This window comes from Nocardia canadensis (genome assembly GCF_032656385.1).
GTDB classification, from domain to species: Bacteria; Actinomycetota; Actinomycetes; order Mycobacteriales; family Mycobacteriaceae; genus Nocardia; species Nocardia canadensis.
Map to the genome: position 1 here is coordinate 1,418,054 of NZ_JAVCWB010000010.1, position 19,063 is coordinate 1,437,116.

Annotated in this window: 22 protein-coding genes and 1 tRNA gene; 14 read left to right on the plus strand and 9 right to left on the minus strand. The window is 69.1% G+C overall.

What is annotated here, in order from left to right; all coding sequences use genetic code 11:
* Positions 1-58 precede the first annotated feature (58 nt).
* Complete coding sequence (locus Q7X29_RS29850) at positions 59-919, minus strand: Bax inhibitor-1/YccA family protein (RefSeq protein WP_218719499.1); 861 nt, start codon at positions 917-919, stop codon at positions 59-61.
* 154 nt (positions 920-1,073) lie between these two features.
* Positions 1,074-2,222 carry a class I SAM-dependent methyltransferase gene (locus tag Q7X29_RS29855; protein WP_316576041.1) on the minus strand — a complete coding sequence of 383 codons (1,149 nt, stop codon included), beginning with the start codon at positions 2,220-2,222 and terminating at the stop codon, positions 1,074-1,076.
* A 400-nt stretch (positions 2,223-2,622) separates the two neighbouring features.
* On the opposite strand from Q7X29_RS29855, the gene Q7X29_RS29860 reads away from it, so the two are divergent.
* The 8 genes from Q7X29_RS29860 to Q7X29_RS29895 all read left to right on the plus strand — a co-directional run bounded on the left by Q7X29_RS29860 (position 2,623) and on the right by Q7X29_RS29895 (position 8,518).
* Positions 2,623-3,201 (plus strand): AMIN-like domain-containing (lipo)protein, encoded by a 579-nt coding sequence (locus Q7X29_RS29860; RefSeq protein WP_218719497.1) that lies wholly within the window; start codon positions 2,623-2,625, stop codon positions 3,199-3,201.
* Between the two features lie 63 nt (positions 3,202-3,264).
* Entirely contained in the window at positions 3,265-3,945 is a 681-nt protein-coding gene (locus tag Q7X29_RS29865) for a hypothetical protein (RefSeq protein WP_316576042.1), read from the plus strand.
* A 72-nt stretch (positions 3,946-4,017) separates the two neighbouring features.
* Positions 4,018-4,641, plus strand: a complete 624-nt coding sequence (locus tag Q7X29_RS29870; protein WP_218719495.1) for a DUF305 domain-containing protein — start codon at positions 4,018-4,020, stop codon at positions 4,639-4,641.
* Positions 4,642-4,812: 171 nt separating this feature from the next.
* On the plus strand, positions 4,813-5,328 hold the full coding sequence (locus tag Q7X29_RS29875; RefSeq protein WP_255588074.1) for a hypothetical protein: 516 nt from the start codon (positions 4,813-4,815) through the stop codon (positions 5,326-5,328).
* An 87-nt stretch (positions 5,329-5,415) separates the two neighbouring features.
* Positions 5,416-6,723: a serine hydrolase domain-containing protein gene (locus Q7X29_RS29880; RefSeq protein ID WP_218719494.1), complete on the plus strand. Its 1,308-nt coding sequence runs from the start codon at positions 5,416-5,418 to the stop codon at positions 6,721-6,723.
* Positions 6,724-6,906: 183 nt separating this feature from the next.
* A complete protein-coding gene (locus Q7X29_RS29885) occupies positions 6,907-7,281 on the plus strand; it encodes an SHOCT domain-containing protein (protein WP_218719493.1) in 375 nt (124 codons plus the stop codon).
* A gap of 163 nt (positions 7,282-7,444) precedes the next feature.
* Complete coding sequence (locus Q7X29_RS29890; protein ID WP_316576043.1) at positions 7,445-8,176, plus strand: GntR family transcriptional regulator; 732 nt, start codon at positions 7,445-7,447, stop codon at positions 8,174-8,176.
* 63 nt (positions 8,177-8,239) lie between these two features.
* The gene (locus Q7X29_RS29895; RefSeq protein WP_316576044.1) at positions 8,240-8,518 is read left to right on the plus strand and encodes a hypothetical protein; all 279 of its coding nucleotides are present in this window, start codon (positions 8,240-8,242) and stop codon (positions 8,516-8,518) included.
* A gap of 41 nt (positions 8,519-8,559) precedes the next feature.
* Here Q7X29_RS29895 and Q7X29_RS29900 read toward each other — a convergent pair whose 3' ends face one another.
* The 3 genes from Q7X29_RS29900 to Q7X29_RS29910 are packed head-to-tail and all read right to left on the minus strand — an operon-like array spanning position 8,560 to position 12,340.
* The gene (locus Q7X29_RS29900; protein ID WP_316576045.1) at positions 8,560-10,152 is read right to left on the minus strand and encodes a GMC oxidoreductase; all 1,593 of its coding nucleotides are present in this window, start codon (positions 10,150-10,152) and stop codon (positions 8,560-8,562) included.
* Positions 10,153-10,193: 41 nt separating this feature from the next.
* Entirely contained in the window at positions 10,194-10,817 is a 624-nt protein-coding gene (locus tag Q7X29_RS29905) for a DUF305 domain-containing protein (RefSeq protein WP_316576046.1), read from the minus strand.
* Complete coding sequence (locus Q7X29_RS29910; protein WP_316576047.1) at positions 10,814-12,340, minus strand: LVIVD repeat-containing protein; 1,527 nt, start codon at positions 12,338-12,340, stop codon at positions 10,814-10,816. The genes Q7X29_RS29905 and Q7X29_RS29910 overlap by 4 nt, the downstream gene beginning before the upstream one ends.
* Positions 12,341-12,512: 172 nt before the next feature.
* Between Q7X29_RS29910 and Q7X29_RS29915 the strand changes: the two genes are divergently transcribed.
* From Q7X29_RS29915 to Q7X29_RS29925, 3 genes are all read left to right on the plus strand, one after another.
* Positions 12,513-13,112: a TetR family transcriptional regulator gene (locus tag Q7X29_RS29915; protein WP_218719487.1), complete on the plus strand. Its 600-nt coding sequence runs from the start codon at positions 12,513-12,515 to the stop codon at positions 13,110-13,112.
* Positions 13,113-13,235: 123 nt separating this feature from the next.
* Positions 13,236-13,391 (plus strand): DUF6131 family protein, encoded by a 156-nt coding sequence (locus Q7X29_RS29920; RefSeq protein WP_218719486.1) that lies wholly within the window; start codon positions 13,236-13,238, stop codon positions 13,389-13,391.
* A 32-nt stretch (positions 13,392-13,423) separates the two neighbouring features.
* Positions 13,424-13,639: a hypothetical protein gene (locus Q7X29_RS29925; protein WP_218719485.1), complete on the plus strand. Its 216-nt coding sequence runs from the start codon at positions 13,424-13,426 to the stop codon at positions 13,637-13,639.
* Positions 13,640-13,645: 6 nt separating this feature from the next.
* On the opposite strand, the gene Q7X29_RS29930 is transcribed toward Q7X29_RS29925, so the two are convergent.
* The 3 genes from Q7X29_RS29930 to Q7X29_RS29935 all read right to left on the minus strand — a co-directional run bounded on the left by Q7X29_RS29930 (position 13,646) and on the right by Q7X29_RS29935 (position 15,151).
* Positions 13,646-14,443 carry an MHYT domain-containing protein gene (locus tag Q7X29_RS29930; RefSeq protein WP_316576048.1) on the minus strand — a complete coding sequence of 266 codons (798 nt, stop codon included), beginning with the start codon at positions 14,441-14,443 and terminating at the stop codon, positions 13,646-13,648.
* Positions 14,444-14,599: 156 nt separating this feature from the next.
* Positions 14,600-14,677 (minus strand): SWIM zinc finger family protein, encoded by a 78-nt coding sequence (locus Q7X29_RS33160; protein WP_218719576.1) that lies wholly within the window; start codon positions 14,675-14,677, stop codon positions 14,600-14,602.
* Between the two features lie 27 nt (positions 14,678-14,704).
* Positions 14,705-15,151: an SRPBCC family protein gene (locus Q7X29_RS29935; RefSeq protein WP_316576049.1), complete on the minus strand. Its 447-nt coding sequence runs from the start codon at positions 15,149-15,151 to the stop codon at positions 14,705-14,707.
* Between the two features lie 163 nt (positions 15,152-15,314).
* Between Q7X29_RS29935 and Q7X29_RS29940 the strand changes: the two genes are divergently transcribed.
* The 3 genes from Q7X29_RS29940 to Q7X29_RS29950 all read left to right on the plus strand — a co-directional run bounded on the left by Q7X29_RS29940 (position 15,315) and on the right by Q7X29_RS29950 (position 18,548).
* Positions 15,315-16,802 (plus strand): peptide MFS transporter, encoded by a 1,488-nt coding sequence (locus tag Q7X29_RS29940; protein ID WP_218719482.1) that lies wholly within the window; start codon positions 15,315-15,317, stop codon positions 16,800-16,802.
* Between the two features lie 48 nt (positions 16,803-16,850).
* Positions 16,851-18,359, plus strand: a complete 1,509-nt coding sequence (locus Q7X29_RS29945; protein WP_218719481.1) for an amino acid permease — start codon at positions 16,851-16,853, stop codon at positions 18,357-18,359.
* A gap of 115 nt (positions 18,360-18,474) precedes the next feature.
* Positions 18,475-18,548: transfer RNA gene (locus Q7X29_RS29950), tRNA-Leu, on the plus strand.
* 45 nt (positions 18,549-18,593) lie between these two features.
* On the opposite strand, the gene Q7X29_RS29955 is transcribed toward Q7X29_RS29950, so the two are convergent.
* Complete coding sequence (locus tag Q7X29_RS29955) at positions 18,594-19,016, minus strand: hypothetical protein (protein WP_316576050.1); 423 nt, start codon at positions 19,014-19,016, stop codon at positions 18,594-18,596.
* Positions 19,017-19,063: the final 47 nt, after the last annotated feature.

Genomic DNA, 19,063 nt, shown 5'->3' on the forward strand with positions numbered 1-19,063 from the left:
ATAGCACGAAAAGAGCGGCCCACCGAATTCGGTGGGCCGCTCTTTTATGTCTCGGCTGTCAATCCCGCTGGAAGTAGCTCAGCAGGCGCAGGATCTCGACGTAGAGCCAGACCAGGGTGACGGTCAGGCCGAGGGCGACGCCCCAGGCGGCCTTCTCGGGGGCCTGGGCGCGGATCAGCTGATCGGCGGCGTCGAAGTCCAGCAGGAAGCTGAACGCGGCGATGGCGATGCAGACCAGGCTGAACACGATCGCCAGGGCGCCACCGTCGCGCAGGCCGAAGCCGCCGTCGGTGAAGAAGCTCGCGATCAGGTTGCCCACCATCAGCACCAGCACGCCGACCATGGCGCCGAGCAGCATGCGGGTGAAGCGCGGGGTGACCCGGATCGCGCCCGTCTTGTAGACGACCAGCATGCCGAAGAACACGCCGAAGGTGCCGAGCACCGCCTGGCCGATCAGCGCGCTACCGCCCACGCCGCCGAAGGTCACGTCGGTGAACATCAGCGACAGCGCGCCGAGGAACAGGCCCTCGAACGCCGCGTAGGACAGCACGATGGCGGGGTTGTCCATCTTGCGGCCGAAGCTCGCGACCATCACCAGCACGAAGCCGATCAGGCCGCCGCCGATGACGAACAGCGGAGCCAGCGAGGGGTTGGCCGAGGACAGCGCGAACGAGGCGATCGCCGCGACGGTCAGCACCGCGAGGGTGATGCCGGTCTTGGTGACCACGTCGTCGATGGTCATCGCGCGGGTGGCGGGGGCCTGCTGGAATTGCTGGCCGTACTGCTGCCCGTACTCGCCGTACTGCTGCTGGTTGCCCAGCTGACCCGCGCCGGCCACGCCCGAACCGAAGTTCGCGTAACCGCCGACACCCTCCTGGCGAGGTAAGTTCTTGAACACCGGATTCGATGAGGTACGCACCGTGCGCCTTTCTTGGAGTGAATAGTCGCTGTTCGCCTGACGGCGGGCAACAGCTCCAACTGCCCTGTACAACGCGTCGTGATCGGACATAGTTCCCAGCGGATCGCCGCACCGCCCGACCGGACAAATCGGACTCTACCGCGTCCGACCGGCTCTATCGTTGTACGTCGCGCAGACCACGAACGGACCGCGTCACCGTGAACTTCTGGTTCCGGCCGATCACATCGGTGTGCCCGACCATCCGCTCGACCACGCCGCGATAGTTCAGGTGCGAGTTGTAGACCGTCCACAGCTCCCCGCCCGGCCGCAGCACCCGGCCGGTCTCGGCGAACATCTTGATCGCCGAGCCGGTGTGCACGGCCGCGCCGACGTGGAACGGCGGATTGCACAGCACCAGGTCGGCGCTGTTGTCGGCGGCCGAGGACATGGCGTCGTCGCGCACCACCGTCACCCGGTCGGCGACACCGTTGGCGGCCGCGGTCGCCCGGGCCGAGGCGACCGCCGCGGCGGACTGATCGGTGCCGACGACCCGCAGGTGCGGCCGCGACTTGGCCAGCGCCACCGCGAGGATGCCGGTGCCGCAACCGAGGTCGATGGCCTCGCGCGCGTCGGGCTTCATCCGGTCCAGATGCTCGAGCAGGAAGCGGGTGCCGATATCGAGGCGGGGCCCGGAGAAGGCGGCGCCGTAGGCGAGCACGTCACCGTCGATCTCGGCGATGCGCTCGGCCACCGGGAACCGCGACTCGCCGACCGGCTTCGGCTCCGCGACGACCAGCACCCGGGACTTCTGCCTGCCCCGGCCCGCGCGCACCTGCCCGAAGGATTCGGCGAGCACCTCGTTCATGGCCGGGGTGAGGTACTTGTCGCGCCCGCCCGCGAACACGACGACCTCCGGCGCGGCGTACCTGGCGACGGCCTCGGCGATCTCGGCCAGCCCCGACAGCATCCGGGGCAGGCGCATCAGCACCACCCGCGCACCGGTCAGCAACTCGGCGTCGAGGCCGTGCGCGGTGTAGCGGTCGGTCAGGCCGAGGTTCTTGGCGTTGCCCGCGAGCGCGAGTTCCCCGGTGAGCAGGTCCTGATGCACCCGCACACCGGTGAGGTCGTGGCGGGTGGCCGCGCCGATGGTGAGTGCGCCGTAGGCGTCGCCGATCACCGCAACCTCGCCGCTACCCACCGCCGTCAGGGCCTCGGACGCGGTGTCGAGGAGCAAACGGTCGGCGGCGTCGACGGCATAGAGGTTCGGCGCCTCCACGTCCGGATACCGGCGCAGCCGGGTGAATACGTCCTCGACTCTGTCCACGCGACAAGTGTGCTAGATCGTTGCCCCACCGTCACATCCGGCCCTGATATCCGCCGGTGGCCTTGCTCACAGTGCGTAATGGGAGTGGGTATTCCGATGGGCACGAACAGCTTCCGCCGATTTGCGACACCCTTGCAGACCGGCGCGAGCCGGCCGATCTCACGAATCCCGTTGTTCCCCAATGTTTCGGCCAGATGAACGAACAGAGACCGGCCCCGAACATCGCGGTGACGGCGGGCGGGCGGGCGGGCGAATCCGTCGCCACCGCGGGCCGAGCACGGCACCAGCGGCGATCGGGCCGCTCCGCGCGCGGTTCGGCACTCCAGCAAACTCACCGTAGCCCGAACACACCCACGTTCGTGCCCTCGTCACGGCGCCTGCCCTGCGTACCATCAGCCTCATGCGTAACGCTCTCGTGTTCGGATTGGTCGCCCTCGCCGCGCTGACACTGCCCGGCTGCGGCACCGACGACGCGCCGGCGGCTACGCCACCTCCGACGAGCACCACCAGCACCTTCGCCGACGCCACCGGCGCGGCGCCCAGCGACAACGCCCCCAAGTCCGGCGCGGCCTCGGCGGGCGCGGCCCTGACCGTGACCGACATCAGGATCGGCAAGCAGCCCGGCTTCGACCGGGTGGTCTTCGAGCTCGGCGGCACCGGCACCCCCGGCTGGCAGGTCGAGTACACCGATCGCGCGGTTCAGGACGGCAGCGGCAAGACCGTCGATGTGGCCGGTCGCTCGATTCTCGAGGTGCGCATTCTCGGATCGGCCTATCCGTTCGATTCCCCGGTGCCGCCCTTCGCCGGGCCCGACCCGGTGACCGACCCGAACGTCCCGAACATCACCGGCGTCTACAAGAAGATCGTGTACGAGGGCACCACCCAGTCGTTCATCGGTGTCGACGCCGACGCGCCCGCGTTCGCGGTCACCACGCTGACCGACCCGCCGCGCCTGGTCGTCGACATCGCGAGCCCGTAGCCGCTACCCCTACCGTGTGCGGGTATTCCGGGTCCCCCGATCGCGCTGGTTAGACTGGGCGTCGTGACCGACCAGCATTCGCGCGTGCGCGCACCCGGCATCGCCAGGGTGCTCGCGGTGTTGGCGCTGCTGGCCGGAATCGTCGCCATGCACTCGGCGGTCTTCGGCACCGCCCACGCCCACGACACCGCGTCCGAGTCGCATGCCCTCCCGGCCACGCTCGACACCGCCGCGGTGAGGCACGCCGCTCCGGCACCGAGCGACAGCGCGAACACCACGACCTCCGGTCTCGCCGACGGCCCGCCGAACCACGGCCTGCTCGCGGCCGCCCTCCCCAGCGACGACCCACTCGCCGCCACCGGCTCAGTCGACGCCGCCGCGCACCTCGCTTTCCCCGGCGAGGACCAGCTCACGGACACCGACATCGCACCCCCCGGCGACAGCCGGCTCGCGGCCGCCGCCGCAGGGTCCGACGCCACCCACATCGCCCGCCCCGGCGACGACAAGCACGCGATGGGATCCGGCTGCGGGGCATCGGGGTGCGACGAGCGCGCGGGTATCCACGGCTGTGTCTTCGTCTTGGCCGCGCTCGCCGCCGCCCTGACCCTGGTCCTGCTCTACCGGCTCACCGACGACGACTCGACCGGTGGCGGCGCCGCCGCCCGGCCCTGGCGGGGCAGGCGCGAGCGCCCGCCGCCGTGGACCGTCCTGACCCTGTCCCAACTGGCGATTCTGCGGATCTGACAGGTCCACCGCCCCGGCTTCACCGGTGGCGGGACCGAATCACATCCACATCGAATCCCCAGGAGGATCACCATGTCCATCAGCCGTACCCGCGCCACCGTTCTCGCCGTCACCGCCGCGAGCGCCCTGCTGCTCGCCGCGGGCTGTAGCGACGACAACGACACGGCCACGCACGACACCCACTCCGCGACGAGCACCACCAGCTCGGCCGCGCCGTCGGCCGCTGCCCGCACCGACTTCAACGACGCCGACGTCACCTTCCTGCAGATGATGTACCCGCACCACGCGCAGGCCGTCGACATGGCGAAGATGGTGCCGACGCACACCCAGAACGCGCAGCTGATCGCCTTGGCCGCGCAGGTGGAGAAGGCTCAGGCGCCGGAGATGCAGCAGATCACCGGCCTGCTGGCCGGCTTCGGCAAGCCGGCGCCCAGCGCGAGCGGCGGCCACGACGGGCACGCCATGCCCGGCATGATGACCGACGCGCAGATGAGCGCGCTGCAATCCGCCCAGGGCGCCGATTTCGACAAGCAGTGGCTGGAGATGATGATCGCCCACCACGAGGGCGCGGTCGCCATGGCCCAGACCGAGCTCGCCGGCGGCGTCAACCCGGAATCGCGGCAGCTGGCGACGGCGATCGTGGCCGATCAGCAGGCCGAGATCGCCACCATGCGCGGCATGCTCGGCCAGAGCTGAGCGGGAGCGGCGCCGGGGCAGCCGGTCCCGGCGCCGCGACCGGTCGACGTCTCGGTTGGTCATCGAAATCGCCACCGCGAGCTGACGTCACCCGCCTCCAGCCAGTACGGTCGATATGTTCGGCTCCGGCGCAATCCGCGGGCCGACGGTCCCGAGGGAGGAGAGGGAGACATGAGACAACGGGAACGAATGGGGGTCGGCACGGCGCTCGTGGCCGTGGCGACCGGCCTGGTCCTGGTCGCCTGCACCAAGCAGGTGCCCGGCGACGCGCAGGCCAACCAGACCGACCTCGCCTCTTACACTTCCGAGGTCGCCGCCTCGTCGGCGGCGCGGGTGGCCAAGGCCAACGACGCGGCCTGCGACGGCCTGCGCGCGGCCAACAAGAGCTCGGTGACCGCGTTCAACGCCTATATCGACGCCAGCAACACCAGGGCGGCCGACACCGACGCCAAGGCCAACGACGCGGTCACCACGCTGCGCAACAACGCCAAGGACCTGGGCCGCAAGATCACCAACGACGTGATCTCGACCCTGGCCACGCCGCTGCGCTCCTACCGCGACAACACCAATACCCTCGCCGACACGCTCGAGCGCCGCGCGCCGACCGACGAACTCAACGGCGTGATCGACACGTTCAACGCCGCCAAGGACACCGCGATCGACGTGTGCAAGCCATACGGAAACTGAGCACCCGTAACAAGAACGTGACTGTTCACGATTCACCTCCGGAATCTCTTTCTGGAGGGTGGAGTGCGCAGCTATCTGAAACATGTTGTGGCAGCGGCGGTTACGGCGCTGACGCTGACGTCGGGTGCACTGCTGCCCACGGTGGCGCAGGCCGAACCGGTGACCGCCAAGCAGTGTGAGGTCAGCTCGGGGCGCACGCCGCAGACCGCGACGCCCGCCGAGGCCGCCTTCGACCCCGCGCGGCTCGCCGACGCCATGAATCTGGCGATCGACACCACCCGGTTCAACATCCAGCTGTACCGGAACAACTGCCTGGTCGCCACGGGGCCGCGCAATGCCGAATCCGGCGGCGTGGCCTGGAATCTGTGGAGCGGGACCAAGAGCGTGGTCGCGCTGGTCGCGGGGCTGGCCGTGGACGAGGGCAGGCTGGACATCGACGAGCCGATCGGGCGCTATCTGCCCGCGGGTCTCGGCGACGAGGCGCACCGGTCGATCACCGTGCGCAACCTGCTCACCGAGTCCTCCGGGATGGAGGTCGCCGTCGCCGCCGAGGGCGCGACCGGGCTGGCCGCGCTGGATCCGAACGTCGTCGCCCAGGCGCTGGCGATGCCGATCGAGCGCCCGCAGGGCACCATGTTCCGCTACAGCCAGCGCGCGGTGGACCTGCTGGTCTATGTCATCGGGCAGTCCGTCGGCGAGGACTTCCAGAGCTTCGCGCAGCGAAAGCTGTTCGACCCGTTGGGCATCGCCCGCGGCGACTACTTCTGGGCCCGCGACCGCGCCGGGAACACCTACGGCCACGCGCATCTGATCCTGCCACCGGACGACTTCGCCAAACTCGGCCTGCTCGTGGGCAATCGGGGTCGCTGGAACGATCAGCAGGTGATCTCGGACGACTACATGCGCGCGGCGCTGTCACCCTCGGCGAGCATGCCCTGCTACGGCTTCCTGTTCGTGATCAACGGCGCGCCGTGCGTCCTCGAATTCCCCGGCCTGCCGCTGGACGCGGTGAAGATGTCGGGCATGCTGCGCAACGACAGCTACATCGTGCCCAGCCTGGGCCTGATGCTGAACTGGACCGGCGTCGCGACGCCGGGTGCCTCGTCCACCTACACCCACAATGTGATGCGCACGCTGGTCTCGGCCTTCGTCGACCAGCAACTCCCCGATCCCGGACCGTACCGGGAACGCCCGGACGTGAGCGTCACCGATCCGATGATCGCGCGTCCCGACGCGCTGCTGGGCACCTTCGGGATCGGGCCCTACGCCTACCCGGGGTGCAGTTTCCTCGACTGCCTGGGCGAGACCCCGAAGCCGCCGTTCTCCGACTGGCCGCCCGGTTGCGTCGTCCTCGGCTGCGTCGGCAACAACCCGGCCACCCCCGGCATCCGCTGACCCGCGGGTGGCGGCGACGCGCCGCCACCTGTGCCGTCCGGGTCCTGACGCGTACGCTGACTGGTACCCACCCTGAACAGGGTCAACGAAACACCCGACGACCGGCAATTTTCCAGCAAGAAGCGTGCTTCAATCGATCGCCCCACAACAGACGATCGATCCCTCTCCCCCTCGAGGTGTGCCATGTCATTCTGGGAAGTCATCTGGCTCATCATTGTGAGCTTCGCGTTCGTCGCCTACCTGCTCATGCTCTTCATGATCATCGGAGACCTCTTCCGCGATCACAAGACCTCGGGCTGGGTGAAGGCGATCTGGATCGTCTGCTTGCTCATCTTCCCGTTCCTCACCGCCCTGGTGTACCTGATCGTGCGCGGTCAGGGCATGGCCGAGCGCTCGAACGCCGAGGCCGCGAAGATCCAGCAGGCGCAGGATTCCTACATCAAGGAGACCGCGGGCACCAATCCCGCGGCGCAGATCGCCGACGCCAAGCGGCTGCTCGACGAAGGCTCGATCACCCAGGCCGAATACGAACAGCTCAAGGCCAAAGCGCTGTCCTGATCACCCGTTCCACCGCAGGCCCCGCACCGATACCCTCGGTCAGCGGGGCTTTCGGCGTTCCGGAGGAGAATTCCCTGGGCCGAGGGGTCGCCGTCGCGTATTCTCGAACACACCGGACAGGACCAGTAGGGACCGGTGCACCCTCACCGAAGGAGCCACCTTCATGCCCGCACCGCTGCGCGACAGCGCAGTGCCCAAACACGAACAGCTGCGCGCGATCCTGCTGCAGAAATGCACGCGCGAGCTCCAGCCGGGCGATCTGATGACCAGCGAACGCAACCTCATGCAGGATTACGGCGTCAGCCGGATCACCGTACGCGAGGCGATCGGGCAGCTGGTCAACGAGGGCTATCTGGTCCGGGTGCGTGGCAAGGGCACCTTCGTCGCGCACCGGCCGGTGCAGTCGCGGCTGCATCTGGCCTCGTTCACCGAGGAGATGCGCGCGCTCGGACATCAGCCGACCACCCTGGTACTGGTCGCCGAGGAAGCGGTGCCGCCGGAGGCCACCGCCCGCGCGCTGCGGCTGCCGCCGGACACGGACGCCTACCACGTGCGCAGGCTGCGGCTGGCCGACGAGGAGCCGGTGAGCGTCGACGACGCCTGGTTCAACCCCGAGCTGCTGCCCGGCCTGATCTCGCACGACCTCACCGGTTCGATCTACCGGACGACCGCCGATCGCTACGGCAGGCCGATCGAGCGGGCCGAACAGACCGTCGACGCCCAGGGCGCCGAGTCCGGCGTCGCGATGCTGCTCGGCGTCAAGAAGGGCGCTCCCGTCCTGCATTTCGACCGGGTGTCGTTCAGCGCGGAGGTGCCGATCGAGCACACCCACAGCTGGTATCGCGCCGACCGCTATCGCGTGCAGATGGAAGTCGGCCGTCGATCACAGGTATGAAACTGTCATATTTCAGATACTGTATGAGCGCTATCACAGCGAAGTGCTCGGAGGTATCACCCCATGTCCATTCGTAAGTCCACCACCCGGGCGGGCCTGCTGGCCGTGCTCGCCGCGGGAACCCTGCTCGGTGCGGGCGGCACCGCCAACGCCGCCGGCGGTCTCGATTGGGACCTGTGGCCCTCGGGCTCGGTCGAAATCGGCCCGCCGACAGGCAGTTCGATGGGCTCGGTCGACGCCGACTTCGGCAGCGGCACCGGCTCCTTCGACGCCGACCTCGGCTCGGCCGGACCGCGTCCGCCCTCGACGGGCTCCGCGGTGTTCCCCGGTTCCGCGGGCTGATCGACGGTCGGCGCGCCACCTAGGTGGCGCGCCGATCCCGCTCAGATCAGCGTGCCCACGTCGGTGCGGACCAGATTCTCCAGCGCGCGCTCGGCGACCGCGGCGATGGTCATCGACGGATTGCACGCCGCGGTATTGCCCGGCATGAGCGCCCCGTCGAGAACGTAGAGCCCACGCTGCCCGAGGACGCGACCGTCGAGATCGCAGACCGCGCCCATATTCGCCCCGCCGAGGGGATGCCAGGTCGAGGGGAACAGGGCGTTGGTGTCGATGAGCGTGCCGCCCGGGCCCGCGATGCGCCGCACCGCCGGATCGATGTGACCGTCCTGGATCGCCCGGTCACCGTCGCCGGGCCAGCGCAGGGTCGCGGTATCGGCGCCCGCGTCGTAGCCGAACTCGCCCCGCCCGGAACTGACGCCGTAGCCGACCAGCATGGTGGCGCCCGGGTCGACCGGCAGCGACGGGATCGACGCCTGGATGACGGTGAAGGCGGCCCGCGGGTCGTCCCAGTTCTTGCTGCCGTAGACCACCGGACCACCCTGTGCCGCACCGAATCCCGCCGATCCGTCGCGCCACACGTAGATCCGGTCGGCATTGGTCCCCCAGCCCCGGCCGAGCTCGTCGGGCAGATCGGGGATGTGGCCCAGCGCCTGGGCCCGCACGAGCATCCGGGTGGTGTTGAGGCTGCCCGCCGCCAGCACCAGCGCGCCGGTGGTGATGACCTTGTTCTCCAGTACGGTGCCCGCGGTGTCGACCCGGTCGACGCGCACCACCCAGCGCCCGTCGGCAGCGCGCTCGATCCCCGTCACCTCGTGCAGGGTGCGCACCTCGACCAGGCCGGTCGCTTCCGCCGCGGCGACATAGGTGACGTCGACGGAGTGTTTGCCGCCGTTGTTCACACCGAGCGCGCCGTCGCCGTTGGTATAGGACGGCGTCATCTCCCCACGCAGTTCGGCGAGGGCGTAGTTCCAGTCGATCGGCATCGGGATCTTCGACAGCGGCAGGCCCGCGCCACGCACGCGGTCGGCGAAGATTCTCGCGGCGGCGTAGTTCTCATGGGCGACCAACTCGTCCGGGGCGGTGGCGAGCCCGAGCATGCGGGCCACCCGGGGATAGTGGACCTGGTCCATCCGGCCCCAGTCCAGTCCCGCCGGGAAGTGCGTCTCGAACACCTCGCGCGCGGGTTGCAGCGACATGCCCTGGTAGATCAGGGAACCGCCGCCGAGTCCGGCGGCGCACAGCGCGGTCATCCCGGCGCCCGGAACCGCTTCCAGCAGACCGGCATACGGCTCGAACACCAGCGGTCGGCCGAACACCATCGGATCGGAGCGGTACCAGAGCATCCGCTTGTCCGGGCGGGTGGCCAGTGGGAACGTCTGGGAGTTCGGGCCCGTCGCCCAGCGCCTGCCGCGCTCGAGCAGCAGGACCGGGACGCCCGCTTCGGCCAGGCGCAGCGCGGTCACCCCGCCGCCGAAGCCCGAGCCGATCACGACGACCCGGCGGTCCTCGGTGGTGAGCGGGATAGCGCCGGTGCGGGCGGCGACGGGCCGCGCCCCGGCGGTGCCCGCGGCGGCCAGGGTCAGACCCGCGGCGGCCGCACCGGTCAGCAGGGTACGGCGGGAGAACTTCGACATTCGGCAAACCTTCATCGGGGTAGGGATTTTCGGGTGTCCGCTCACGCGCGACGGTCGAGCAGCAGGCCGAGCAGTCCGGCCTCGCGACCCTGGCCGGTGATCATGTCGCGGGCGGCGCGCTCGACCTCGCCGCCGTCGAGCAGCGCGTCGGCGGTGGCGGCCATCTCGATGCCGCCGTAGTGGTGGCGCCGCATGAGCCGCAGGAACAGCACCTCGGCCCGCGAACCGGTCGCGGCGGCGAGTTCGTCCAGTTCGCCGGCGGTCGCCATGCCCGGCATCACCGAGTCGTGGTGCGCGGCAGCGGTACCGGCGTGCCGATGCGCGCCGGGCGGCCGCATCCAGGCCATCGGGTCGGCGCCCGCGACCGGCGCGCCCGCCAGCCGCAGCCAGCCGAGCAGCATGCCCAGTTCGGTGCGCTGGGTGTCGGCGATCTGTCCGGCCAGCACGAGGACCGCGGGATCGACACCCCGATCGAGGCGCTGGACCAGGACGAGCGCCTGGCTGTGGTGGGCGACCATGTCCTGGACGAAACCGATCTCGGTCGCGGTGAGCACCGGCGACGCGGCGGGCGCGGGCAGCAGTGGGCGCAGTGCCGCACCCATCGCGAGCAGCAGCACCGCACCGCAGGCCAGCGCGCCCGCCCGGATTCCCCTGTGCCCGATCATGATCCGGTCGTCGAGGTCTGCCCCGCGGGTGGGGTGTAGACCTCGGGGGCCAGTTCCAGGGCGAGGAATCCGTTGTCCGCGCAGGTGGTCCACAGTTGGTTGCCGCGCCATTCCGGCGGCGAGAAGCACCAGTCGGTCGACAGATCACCGAAGGCCAGGGTGCCGGTGCGCGCGCTGATCGCCTGTTCGGGATCGAAGGCGCCCTGCAACATCGCCTGCGCGACGGTCGGCGTCGCCAGCAGCGGCGGACCGATGATCGAGGCGAGCGCGTGCGGGGAGTTCCACAGCTCGCTGTTCGCGCCGGTGCGGGCGGGCGGGTTGAAGTAGCCGATCTCCCGGATGGCGGCCGGGTCGCGCACGTCGAAGACCCGGATACCGGAGGAGGTCCAGCTGCACGCCAGCGCGGTCGGGTCCGCCGGGCGGTCGGCCGCGCAGTAGTGCGCGTCGTAGGCGAACAGCGAACCACCCGAGGCCGAGGCGAGCATGCTGTCCTGGTTCTCGGGCAGATTGATCGCGAGCTTGATCGAGCGCGCGATCCGGGGATCGCGCTCGTCGGAGACGTCGATGAGCTTGACCCCGCCCGAGCCCGCCTCGTCGACGGCGAACACGTAGGGCGTGCCCTGATAGGTCACCGGGACGGCGTGCTGGGTGGCCCAGCCGTCGGTCCAGGGCAGATCGGCGAGTTCGGGGACGTGCGGTCGCGGGTCGCGGCGCTGGACGGCGGCGACATCGAGGATCTTCAGGCCACCCATGTTGTTCGCCAGGTACATGCGGTTGCCGTCGGGCGAGAAGCCGAACCCGTGCATGGACAGACCCGGCAGGCCCTGCCAGAGGACTCGGGGATTCGCGGGGTCGGTGAGGTCGACCGCGCTGAGCAGGCCCGGCGCCGTTCCCGAGGCCCAGTAGGTCCGGCCGTCCGGGGAGAAGCCGCCCTCGTGCGCCGTGATCGGCACCGGCAGGGCGAGATCGGTACCGGGTCCCGGATTGAGCAGCCGGGGGTGCGCGCAGTCGGAGATGTCGTAGACCGAGAGCAGGCCGGCCCCGGTCAACGCCGGAACACCCGCGCCGACAAGGAGTTTGCGCGCGGCATTGACCTTGAGGCTTTCCCAGGTTCCGGCCAGCATCGCCGGCTCGGTGAGGGTGGTGGTGTGGACCGGCGCGGACGGGTCGGCGATATCGAGCACCCGCACCCCCTCGTCCGGGCCGAGCAGATTGCCGGGGAAGAACGTGCCGATGTAGGCGCAGTGGTCGAAGGTGACCGAGGTGATGCCGCCGCCGCGGCCCGGCGAACTGCCGAGCAGCCGCATATTGCAGCGGAATCCGTCGCGGGATCGGCCGCTGTCGCGGTCGCCGGCGGGGACGTCGCCCTGCAAGCCGGTCTCGGGCAGGGAGCCGGGCAGGCAGGCGGTCTGGCGGGTGGGTGCACCGGTCGCCGTCGGGGCGGCGGCGCCGAGCGGCAGCAGCAGCATCGCCACCGCGACGAGACCGCAGCGGCGGGCCGCACGGGGGAACAAACGAGTCATGGAGTTGTCGTCGGCCCCGCGAACGGGGCCGCCTTCCTGTGTCCAGCGAGCCCGCGGCGACAGCGGCGCCGGGGCTCGGGAGTGGTCGGGTGTCGCGTCGTGTGGACGAGGCGTGCACCGACCTCATCCAGCGGTAACTGGGTTACCGCTGGGCGACGCTACCATTTCACCCGTGAGCAGCGGAACGGAATCGGACGCATCGGCGAAGATCATCGCGGTGGTGCTGGGTCTGCTGAACACCGAGGGCTACGAGGCCGTGCAGCTACGCGCCGTCGCCGCCGAGGCCCACGTCTCGCTGGCCAAGATCTACCGGCTCTTCCGGACCAGGGACGAGTTGATCATCGCCGCGCTGGAGCAGTGGATGGCGACCAACGCCTACGCCGACGTGACCCCGCCGACGCCCGACGAATCCGTGCGCGACAGCCTGATCCGCGTGCTGCGCACCGTCTTCGAGCCCTGGGAGCGCAACCCCAAGATGCTCGAGGCCTACCACCACGCCCGCACCGGCCCCGGCGGCGAACGCCTCGATACCCAGGGCCTGACCGCGGTCCTGCCGGTCGCCGAGATCGCCCTGCGCGATCTCGACCCCGGCTACCTCGACGACCTGGGCCTGATCCTGGGCAATATGGCACTGGCCCTGATCGGGCGATTCGCCGCGGGCACCCTGCCGATCACCGGCATTCTGCCGACCCTCGAACGCACCGTCTACCGGATGACCGCCGACAACGAGTCGGCCGCCCGGCGCGGCACCACCGCGCCGCCCACCCACTGACCCGCAGATCCGTTCCCGCGCAACCGATACCTGTTTCCGATCGGCAGAACGGGGCATACGCCCCCTGTGACGTGCGATCCGGCACGTCACGACGTAGTACCCGTACCGAACAGGTGAGCTCCAATGATTCTTCTAGGCGCAGTACTCCTCATCGCCGGACTCGTTTTCGGCATTTCCCTGCTGTCCACCGTGGGTGTCGTCCTGCTGGTGGTCGGCGTCGTCCTCGCCCTGGCCGGCAGCGTCGGCCGCCCGGTCGGCGGCAGGCGTCACTACTACTGATCCCCGCCGGACCCTTCTCGAGGAGGAACAACATGTCGGCGAATCTGCCCCGAATAGTTTCGATCCTGGTGCTGGTGTGGCTGGTGATCGGCGTCGTAGCCGCGGCTCAGCGTGGCTACTTCACCGATCGTGAGCAGAACTGCGCGACCCTGGGCACCATCGCGGTGACGGTGCTGGCCGGGCCGTTGAACTACGCGGGCGTCAACCCCAAGGTCGACGACTGCGCCCTGCCCCAGCCCAGCCAGTAAGCAGGCTCAGCCCTGACGGGGCCATTGCCTGCCACTGTGGGACAACGTGGCCGGATCGGTGCTGCGCACGACTCCGCTCGTCGCGCGCACCGGTTCCGGCCGCGCCCGGTCCTCGGCATTGTTCTCCAGTTCGGCCAACCCGACCAGGATCACCAGTCCGGTGACCACCAGCGAGACGCTCGCGATCAACGGCAACAGCAATTGCACCGGCGCCACCCCGCCGACCGGTCGCTCGGCGCCGCTGTGGTGCGCGCTCATCGCGGCCATCGCGGTGTAGTGCATGCCGCACACGGCGATGCCCATGACCAGCGCCGCGCCCGCCGTCCGGACCAGACCGCGCACATGCAGCATGAACCACAGCGCCGTCGTCGCCGCGACCACCGCGATGACGATCGAGAGCGCCACCAGCGGCGGCCGATAGGCGATGACGGCTCCGCTGCGCATCGCCCGCATCCCCAGGTAGTGCATGGCGGCCACGCCGAAGCCCGTGACCGCACCGCCCAGCGGCAGGGTGAGCCATTCCCGCCGCCCCCGGATGACGATGGTCAGCCCGATCAGCACGACGCCGATCGAGATGACCGCGCTGAGCAAGGTGGTCGGCACGTCGTAGCGAATCGGCGCGCCATCGATGCTGAAGCCGAGCATGGCCGTGAAATGCATGACCCAGATCGCGGCCCCGCCGATCGCGACCGCCGCGGCGATCAACCACCCGATCGGCGTGGTCGAGGTTTTCGCGTGCACCGCGCAGCGCAACCCCAATACCGAGCCGATGAACGACAAACTGAACGCGAGAACCGGATTCATCCAGCCATTGTTGAAGTGCTCGATGTGCAGCACGTTGTCCCCCGGGGTCGATCATTTTCCGCATGCGCGATGGCTAGAGACTAGACCATTCGGCCCGACAATTCCGGCGATAACGACAGTTCGATATTCGTGATTCGAATTCTGTTCCAGCACATTCTATTTCGCCATTGTCGATTCGGAGCCAGCAATGTGCGAACATCGAAAACCGCGCCCCTGGAAATAGGGGCATTCAATTCGAACCGACCGGTCGCGACCCTGTGCTCAGGAGTTCTGCGCCCGTGCCCGGATCAAATCCGCCAGCCGATCCAGCGACTCCTGATTACGCGCGGCGAACGCCAGATCCTGCGCCACCCCCGGAATCAGCTGCGCGGGACCGCTCGACGCGCGCTCGGTCATCCGGATGGTGGTGCACCCCGGCGACGCCTCGGTCAGGGTCAGCCGGATCCAGGCCGACCCGACCGACCACAGCCGCGCCTCCAGCTCCAGCCGATGCGGCGGATCCACGGCGCGGACCACCGTGGTGTCGCTGATCAGCACCGGCCAGAGCCCGAATCGGTACTGGATGCGGCTGCCGACGGCCGGCCACTCGGGGTCGACCCGGCCGATATGCGAGGCGCCGACCACCCAGCTCGCGTACAGCCAGCCGTCGGCCAAGGTCGCGAAGGCCGCCGTAGGGTCGACCGGCACGGTCACCTCGGCAGTCAGCATGTCTGATTTCCTCGTCCGTCGCGGGAATCCGGCCACTCCAAGGGTAATTCGCGCGCGGGCCCGTCGCGCGGTGAGAACACCCACCCGAGACGGTGCGGCGCGCCGAACCCGCCATGATGCGGGAAAATTGCTGTACACCGTTCGGACATGGGATCGTTCCCCTATGTCCACCGAAGAAACGCGGCTCGGCGACCCGCCCGGCCCCGCCGACGAGGCCGCCGAACGTACCCTGTTCGGCCACCCGATCGGACTCACCAATCTGTTCGGTGTCGAGCTGTGGGAGCGTTTCTCCTTCTACGGCATGCTCACGATCCTGGGGTATTACCTCTACTACTCCACCACCGAGGGCGGCCTCGGCCTGGACCAGAGCACGGCGCTCGGCATCGTCGGCGCCTATGGCGGCCTGGTGTATCTGTCCACCGTGCTCGGCGGCTGGATTGCCGACCGGGTGCTGGGCATGGAACGCACCGTCTTCTACGGTGGCGTCGTGGTCATGGCGGGCCACATCGCGCTGGCCGTGCTGCCCGGGCTGGCCGGGGTCGGGGTCGGCCTGGTGCTGGTCGCGTTCGGCAGCGGCGCGCTGAAGGCGAACGCCTCATCGCTGCTCGGCACGCTGTACTCGCCGAGCGACGCGCGCGTCGACGGCGGCTTCACCCTCTTCTATCTCGGCATCAATCTCGGCGCCTTCACCGGCCCGCTGCTGACCGGTCTGCTGCAGCGCGAATGGGGCTTCCACGCCGGTTTCGCCGCCGCCGCGGTCGGCATGGCCCTGGGCCTGACCCAGTACGTGGTGTTCCGGCGCAACCTCGGCACGCACGGCCGCGATGTGCCCAATCCGCTCACCCGCCGCGAGCTCAACCCGGTGCTCATCGGCGTCGCCGTCGCCGCGGTCGCGGTGCTGGTGGCGGTACTGGCCGGGTTGCTCACCCTGGACAATCTGTCCGATGTCACCACCGGCGTCATCGTGGTCGCCTCGATCGTCTACTTCGCCGTGCTGCTCACCAGCGCCAAGGTGACCCCGGTCGAGCGCACGAGGGTACGCGCGTTCATTCCGCTGTTCATCGCCAACGCCGTGTTCTGGTCGCTGTTCCAGCAGATGTTCACCATGCTCGCGGTGTACTCCGACGAGCGCATCGACTGGCACATCTTCGGCTGGGAGGCGCCGGCCAGCTGGATCGGCTCGGTGGAGCCGGTGTGGATCATCGCGCTCTCGCCGCTGTTCGCGCTGATGTGGACCAAGCTGGGCAACCGGGCGCCGAGCACTCCGATCAAGTTCGCGCTCGGCGTCATCGGCATGGGCATCGCCTTCTGGATGTTCGCGCTGCTGAGCGGCTTCGAGGACAAGACCGTCCCGGTGCTGGCGGTGTTCGCGATCCTCGGTGGCTTCGCCGTCTCCGAGCTGCTGCTCTCGCCGATCGGTCTCGCGGTGACCACCCATCTCGCCCCCGCCGCGTACCGCTCGCAGATGATGGCCCTGTACTTCTTCTCGGTCGGTATCGGCACGTCCATGGCGGGCACCCTGGCCCGCTACTACAACCCCGACAACGAGGCCGCGTACTTCGGTATCAGCGGTGCCGCGGCCATCGTGGCCGGTCTCGTGGTGGCCGGGTTCGCGCCGTGGATCAAGCGCCATATGCAGGGCGTGCACTGACCTGCCTGCGGGTATCCCCCGAAGACGTTCGCACAGAAGGAGAAGACCGTGCCGACACCGGACGCCACGCCAGAGGCAGGCCGACCAACCGGCCGACAGAGCGGATTGTTCCGCACCAAGTCGGTCGAGCAATCGATCCTCGACACCGACGAGCCCGATTCCAAACTCCGCAAGGACCTGACGGCCTGGGATCTGACGATCTTCGGTGTCGCCGTGGTGGTCGGCGCCGGTATCTTCACGCTGACCGCGCGCACGGCGGGCAATGTGGCCGGGCCGTCGGTCTCGCTGGCGTTCGTGTTCGCCGCCATCGCGTGTGGCCTGACCGCGTTCTGTTACGCCGAATTCGCCTCGACCGTGCCGGTCGCCGGCAGCGCCTACACCTATTCGTACGCGACCTTCGGTGAATTGGTGGCCTGGATCATCGGCTGGGACCTCATTCTGGAATTCGCGCTCGCCGCGTCGGTGGTCGCCAAGGGCTGGTCGCAATATCTGGGCACCGTCTTCGGATTCGAGTCCGCCACCGTGCAACTCGGGTCGATTACCTTCGACTGGGGTGCGGTCACGCTGATCGCGGTGCTCGGCGTGCTGCTGGCCGTCGGCACCAAGGTGTCCTCGCGGGTGTCGGCGATCGCGGTCGCGATCAAGCTCGCCGTCATCGCGCTGGTGCTGGTCCTGGGCATCACCTATTTCAAGGCGTCCAACCTGAGCCCCTACATCCCGCCGTCGCAGCCCACCGAAGAGGGCGCCGGCGGCCTGCACCAGTCGCTGTTCTCGTTCCTCACCGGCGCGGGCAACAGCACCTTCGGCTGGTACGGCCTGCTCGCCGCGGCCAGCCTGGTGTTCTTCGCGTTCATCGGTTTCGACGTCGTCGCCACCGCCGCCGAGGAGACCAAGAACCCGCAGAAGGCGGTGCCGCGCGGCATCCTGGGCTCGCTGCTCATCGTGACCGTGCTCTACGTGGCGGTGTCGCTGGTGCTCACCGGCATGGTGCCCTACACCGATCTGGCGGGCGAGAACGCCACGCTGGCCACCGCCTTCGCCATCCACGGCGTCGACTGGGCCAAGAACGTCATCTCCATCGGCGCGCTGGCCGGTCTGACCACCGTCGTGATGGTGCTGTTCCTCGGCCAGACCCGCGTGCTGTTCGCGATGTCGCGCGACGGACTGCTGCCGCGCTGGCTGGCCCACACCGGTTCGCGTGGCACGCCGGTCCGGCTGACCGTCATCGTCGGCATCGTCTGCTGCGTGCTGGCCGGCTTCGTCGATTTCGGCACGCTCGAGGAAATGGTGAACATCGGCACCCTGTTCGCCTTCGTACTGGTCTCGGTCGGCGTGATCGTGCTGCGCCGCACCCGCCCCGACCTGCCCCGCGGCTTCCGCGTCCCGCTGGTCCCGCTGATCCCCATCCTGGCGGTGCTGTCGTGCCTGTGGCTGATGGTCAACCTCTCGGTGGAGACCTGGCTGCGTTTCATCGTCTGGATGGTCCTCGGCTTCGCCGTCTACTTCGCTTACGGCCGCCGCCACTCCGTCCTCGGTAATCGCCCGCCGACCGGCTGACCAGCCCCATCGGCGATAAGGTCGGTTCGGCGCTGTCATCGACGACACGCCGGGCCGACCTTGTCTACCGACACGATTCCGGTACACCCGTACGAGTCGCTAGGCTGTCCCGGACGCCCCTATAGCCCAATTGGCAGAGGCAGCGGACTTAAAATCCGCGCAGTCTGGGTTCGAGTCCCAGTGGGGGCACTCCATCGGGGCTGGTGGACGCCCTGTCGCCCCACCGAGCCCGCGCTATCGGCCCTTCAACGCGCGATCGGCGCGATTGACGAAGGCGGCGGTCGTGAACGTGCCGATGGTGAGCGCGACCATCAGAATCTTCGCGGGCCAGGGCCCTTCGATGAGGGCGCCCACCGTTGCCAGCAGAACAAGGCCACTGATGGTGACCAACATCGTGATCGCCCTGGTCGTTCCGTTGATCTCGCCCCGCAGAATCCGCCGCGACGCCGCGAGCAGGCTGAGGCCGGGGATGCCGGGCAACAGCGCGACCACGCAGACGACGATCAGGTATCGGGTATCGACCAGCCCGGCCACCACGAGCCCGGCAGCGCAGGCCACCAGCACGACACCCAGCGCGATTCCAGCGAATCCGGCAAGGCGGGTCACCCGCCGAACCGCGGGCTCGTTCGCGTACGGCGATGGCATCCCCGCCCGCATCGCATTGGTCTGAGACATTCGAAAACCCCCGTGTGACAAGTGAAATG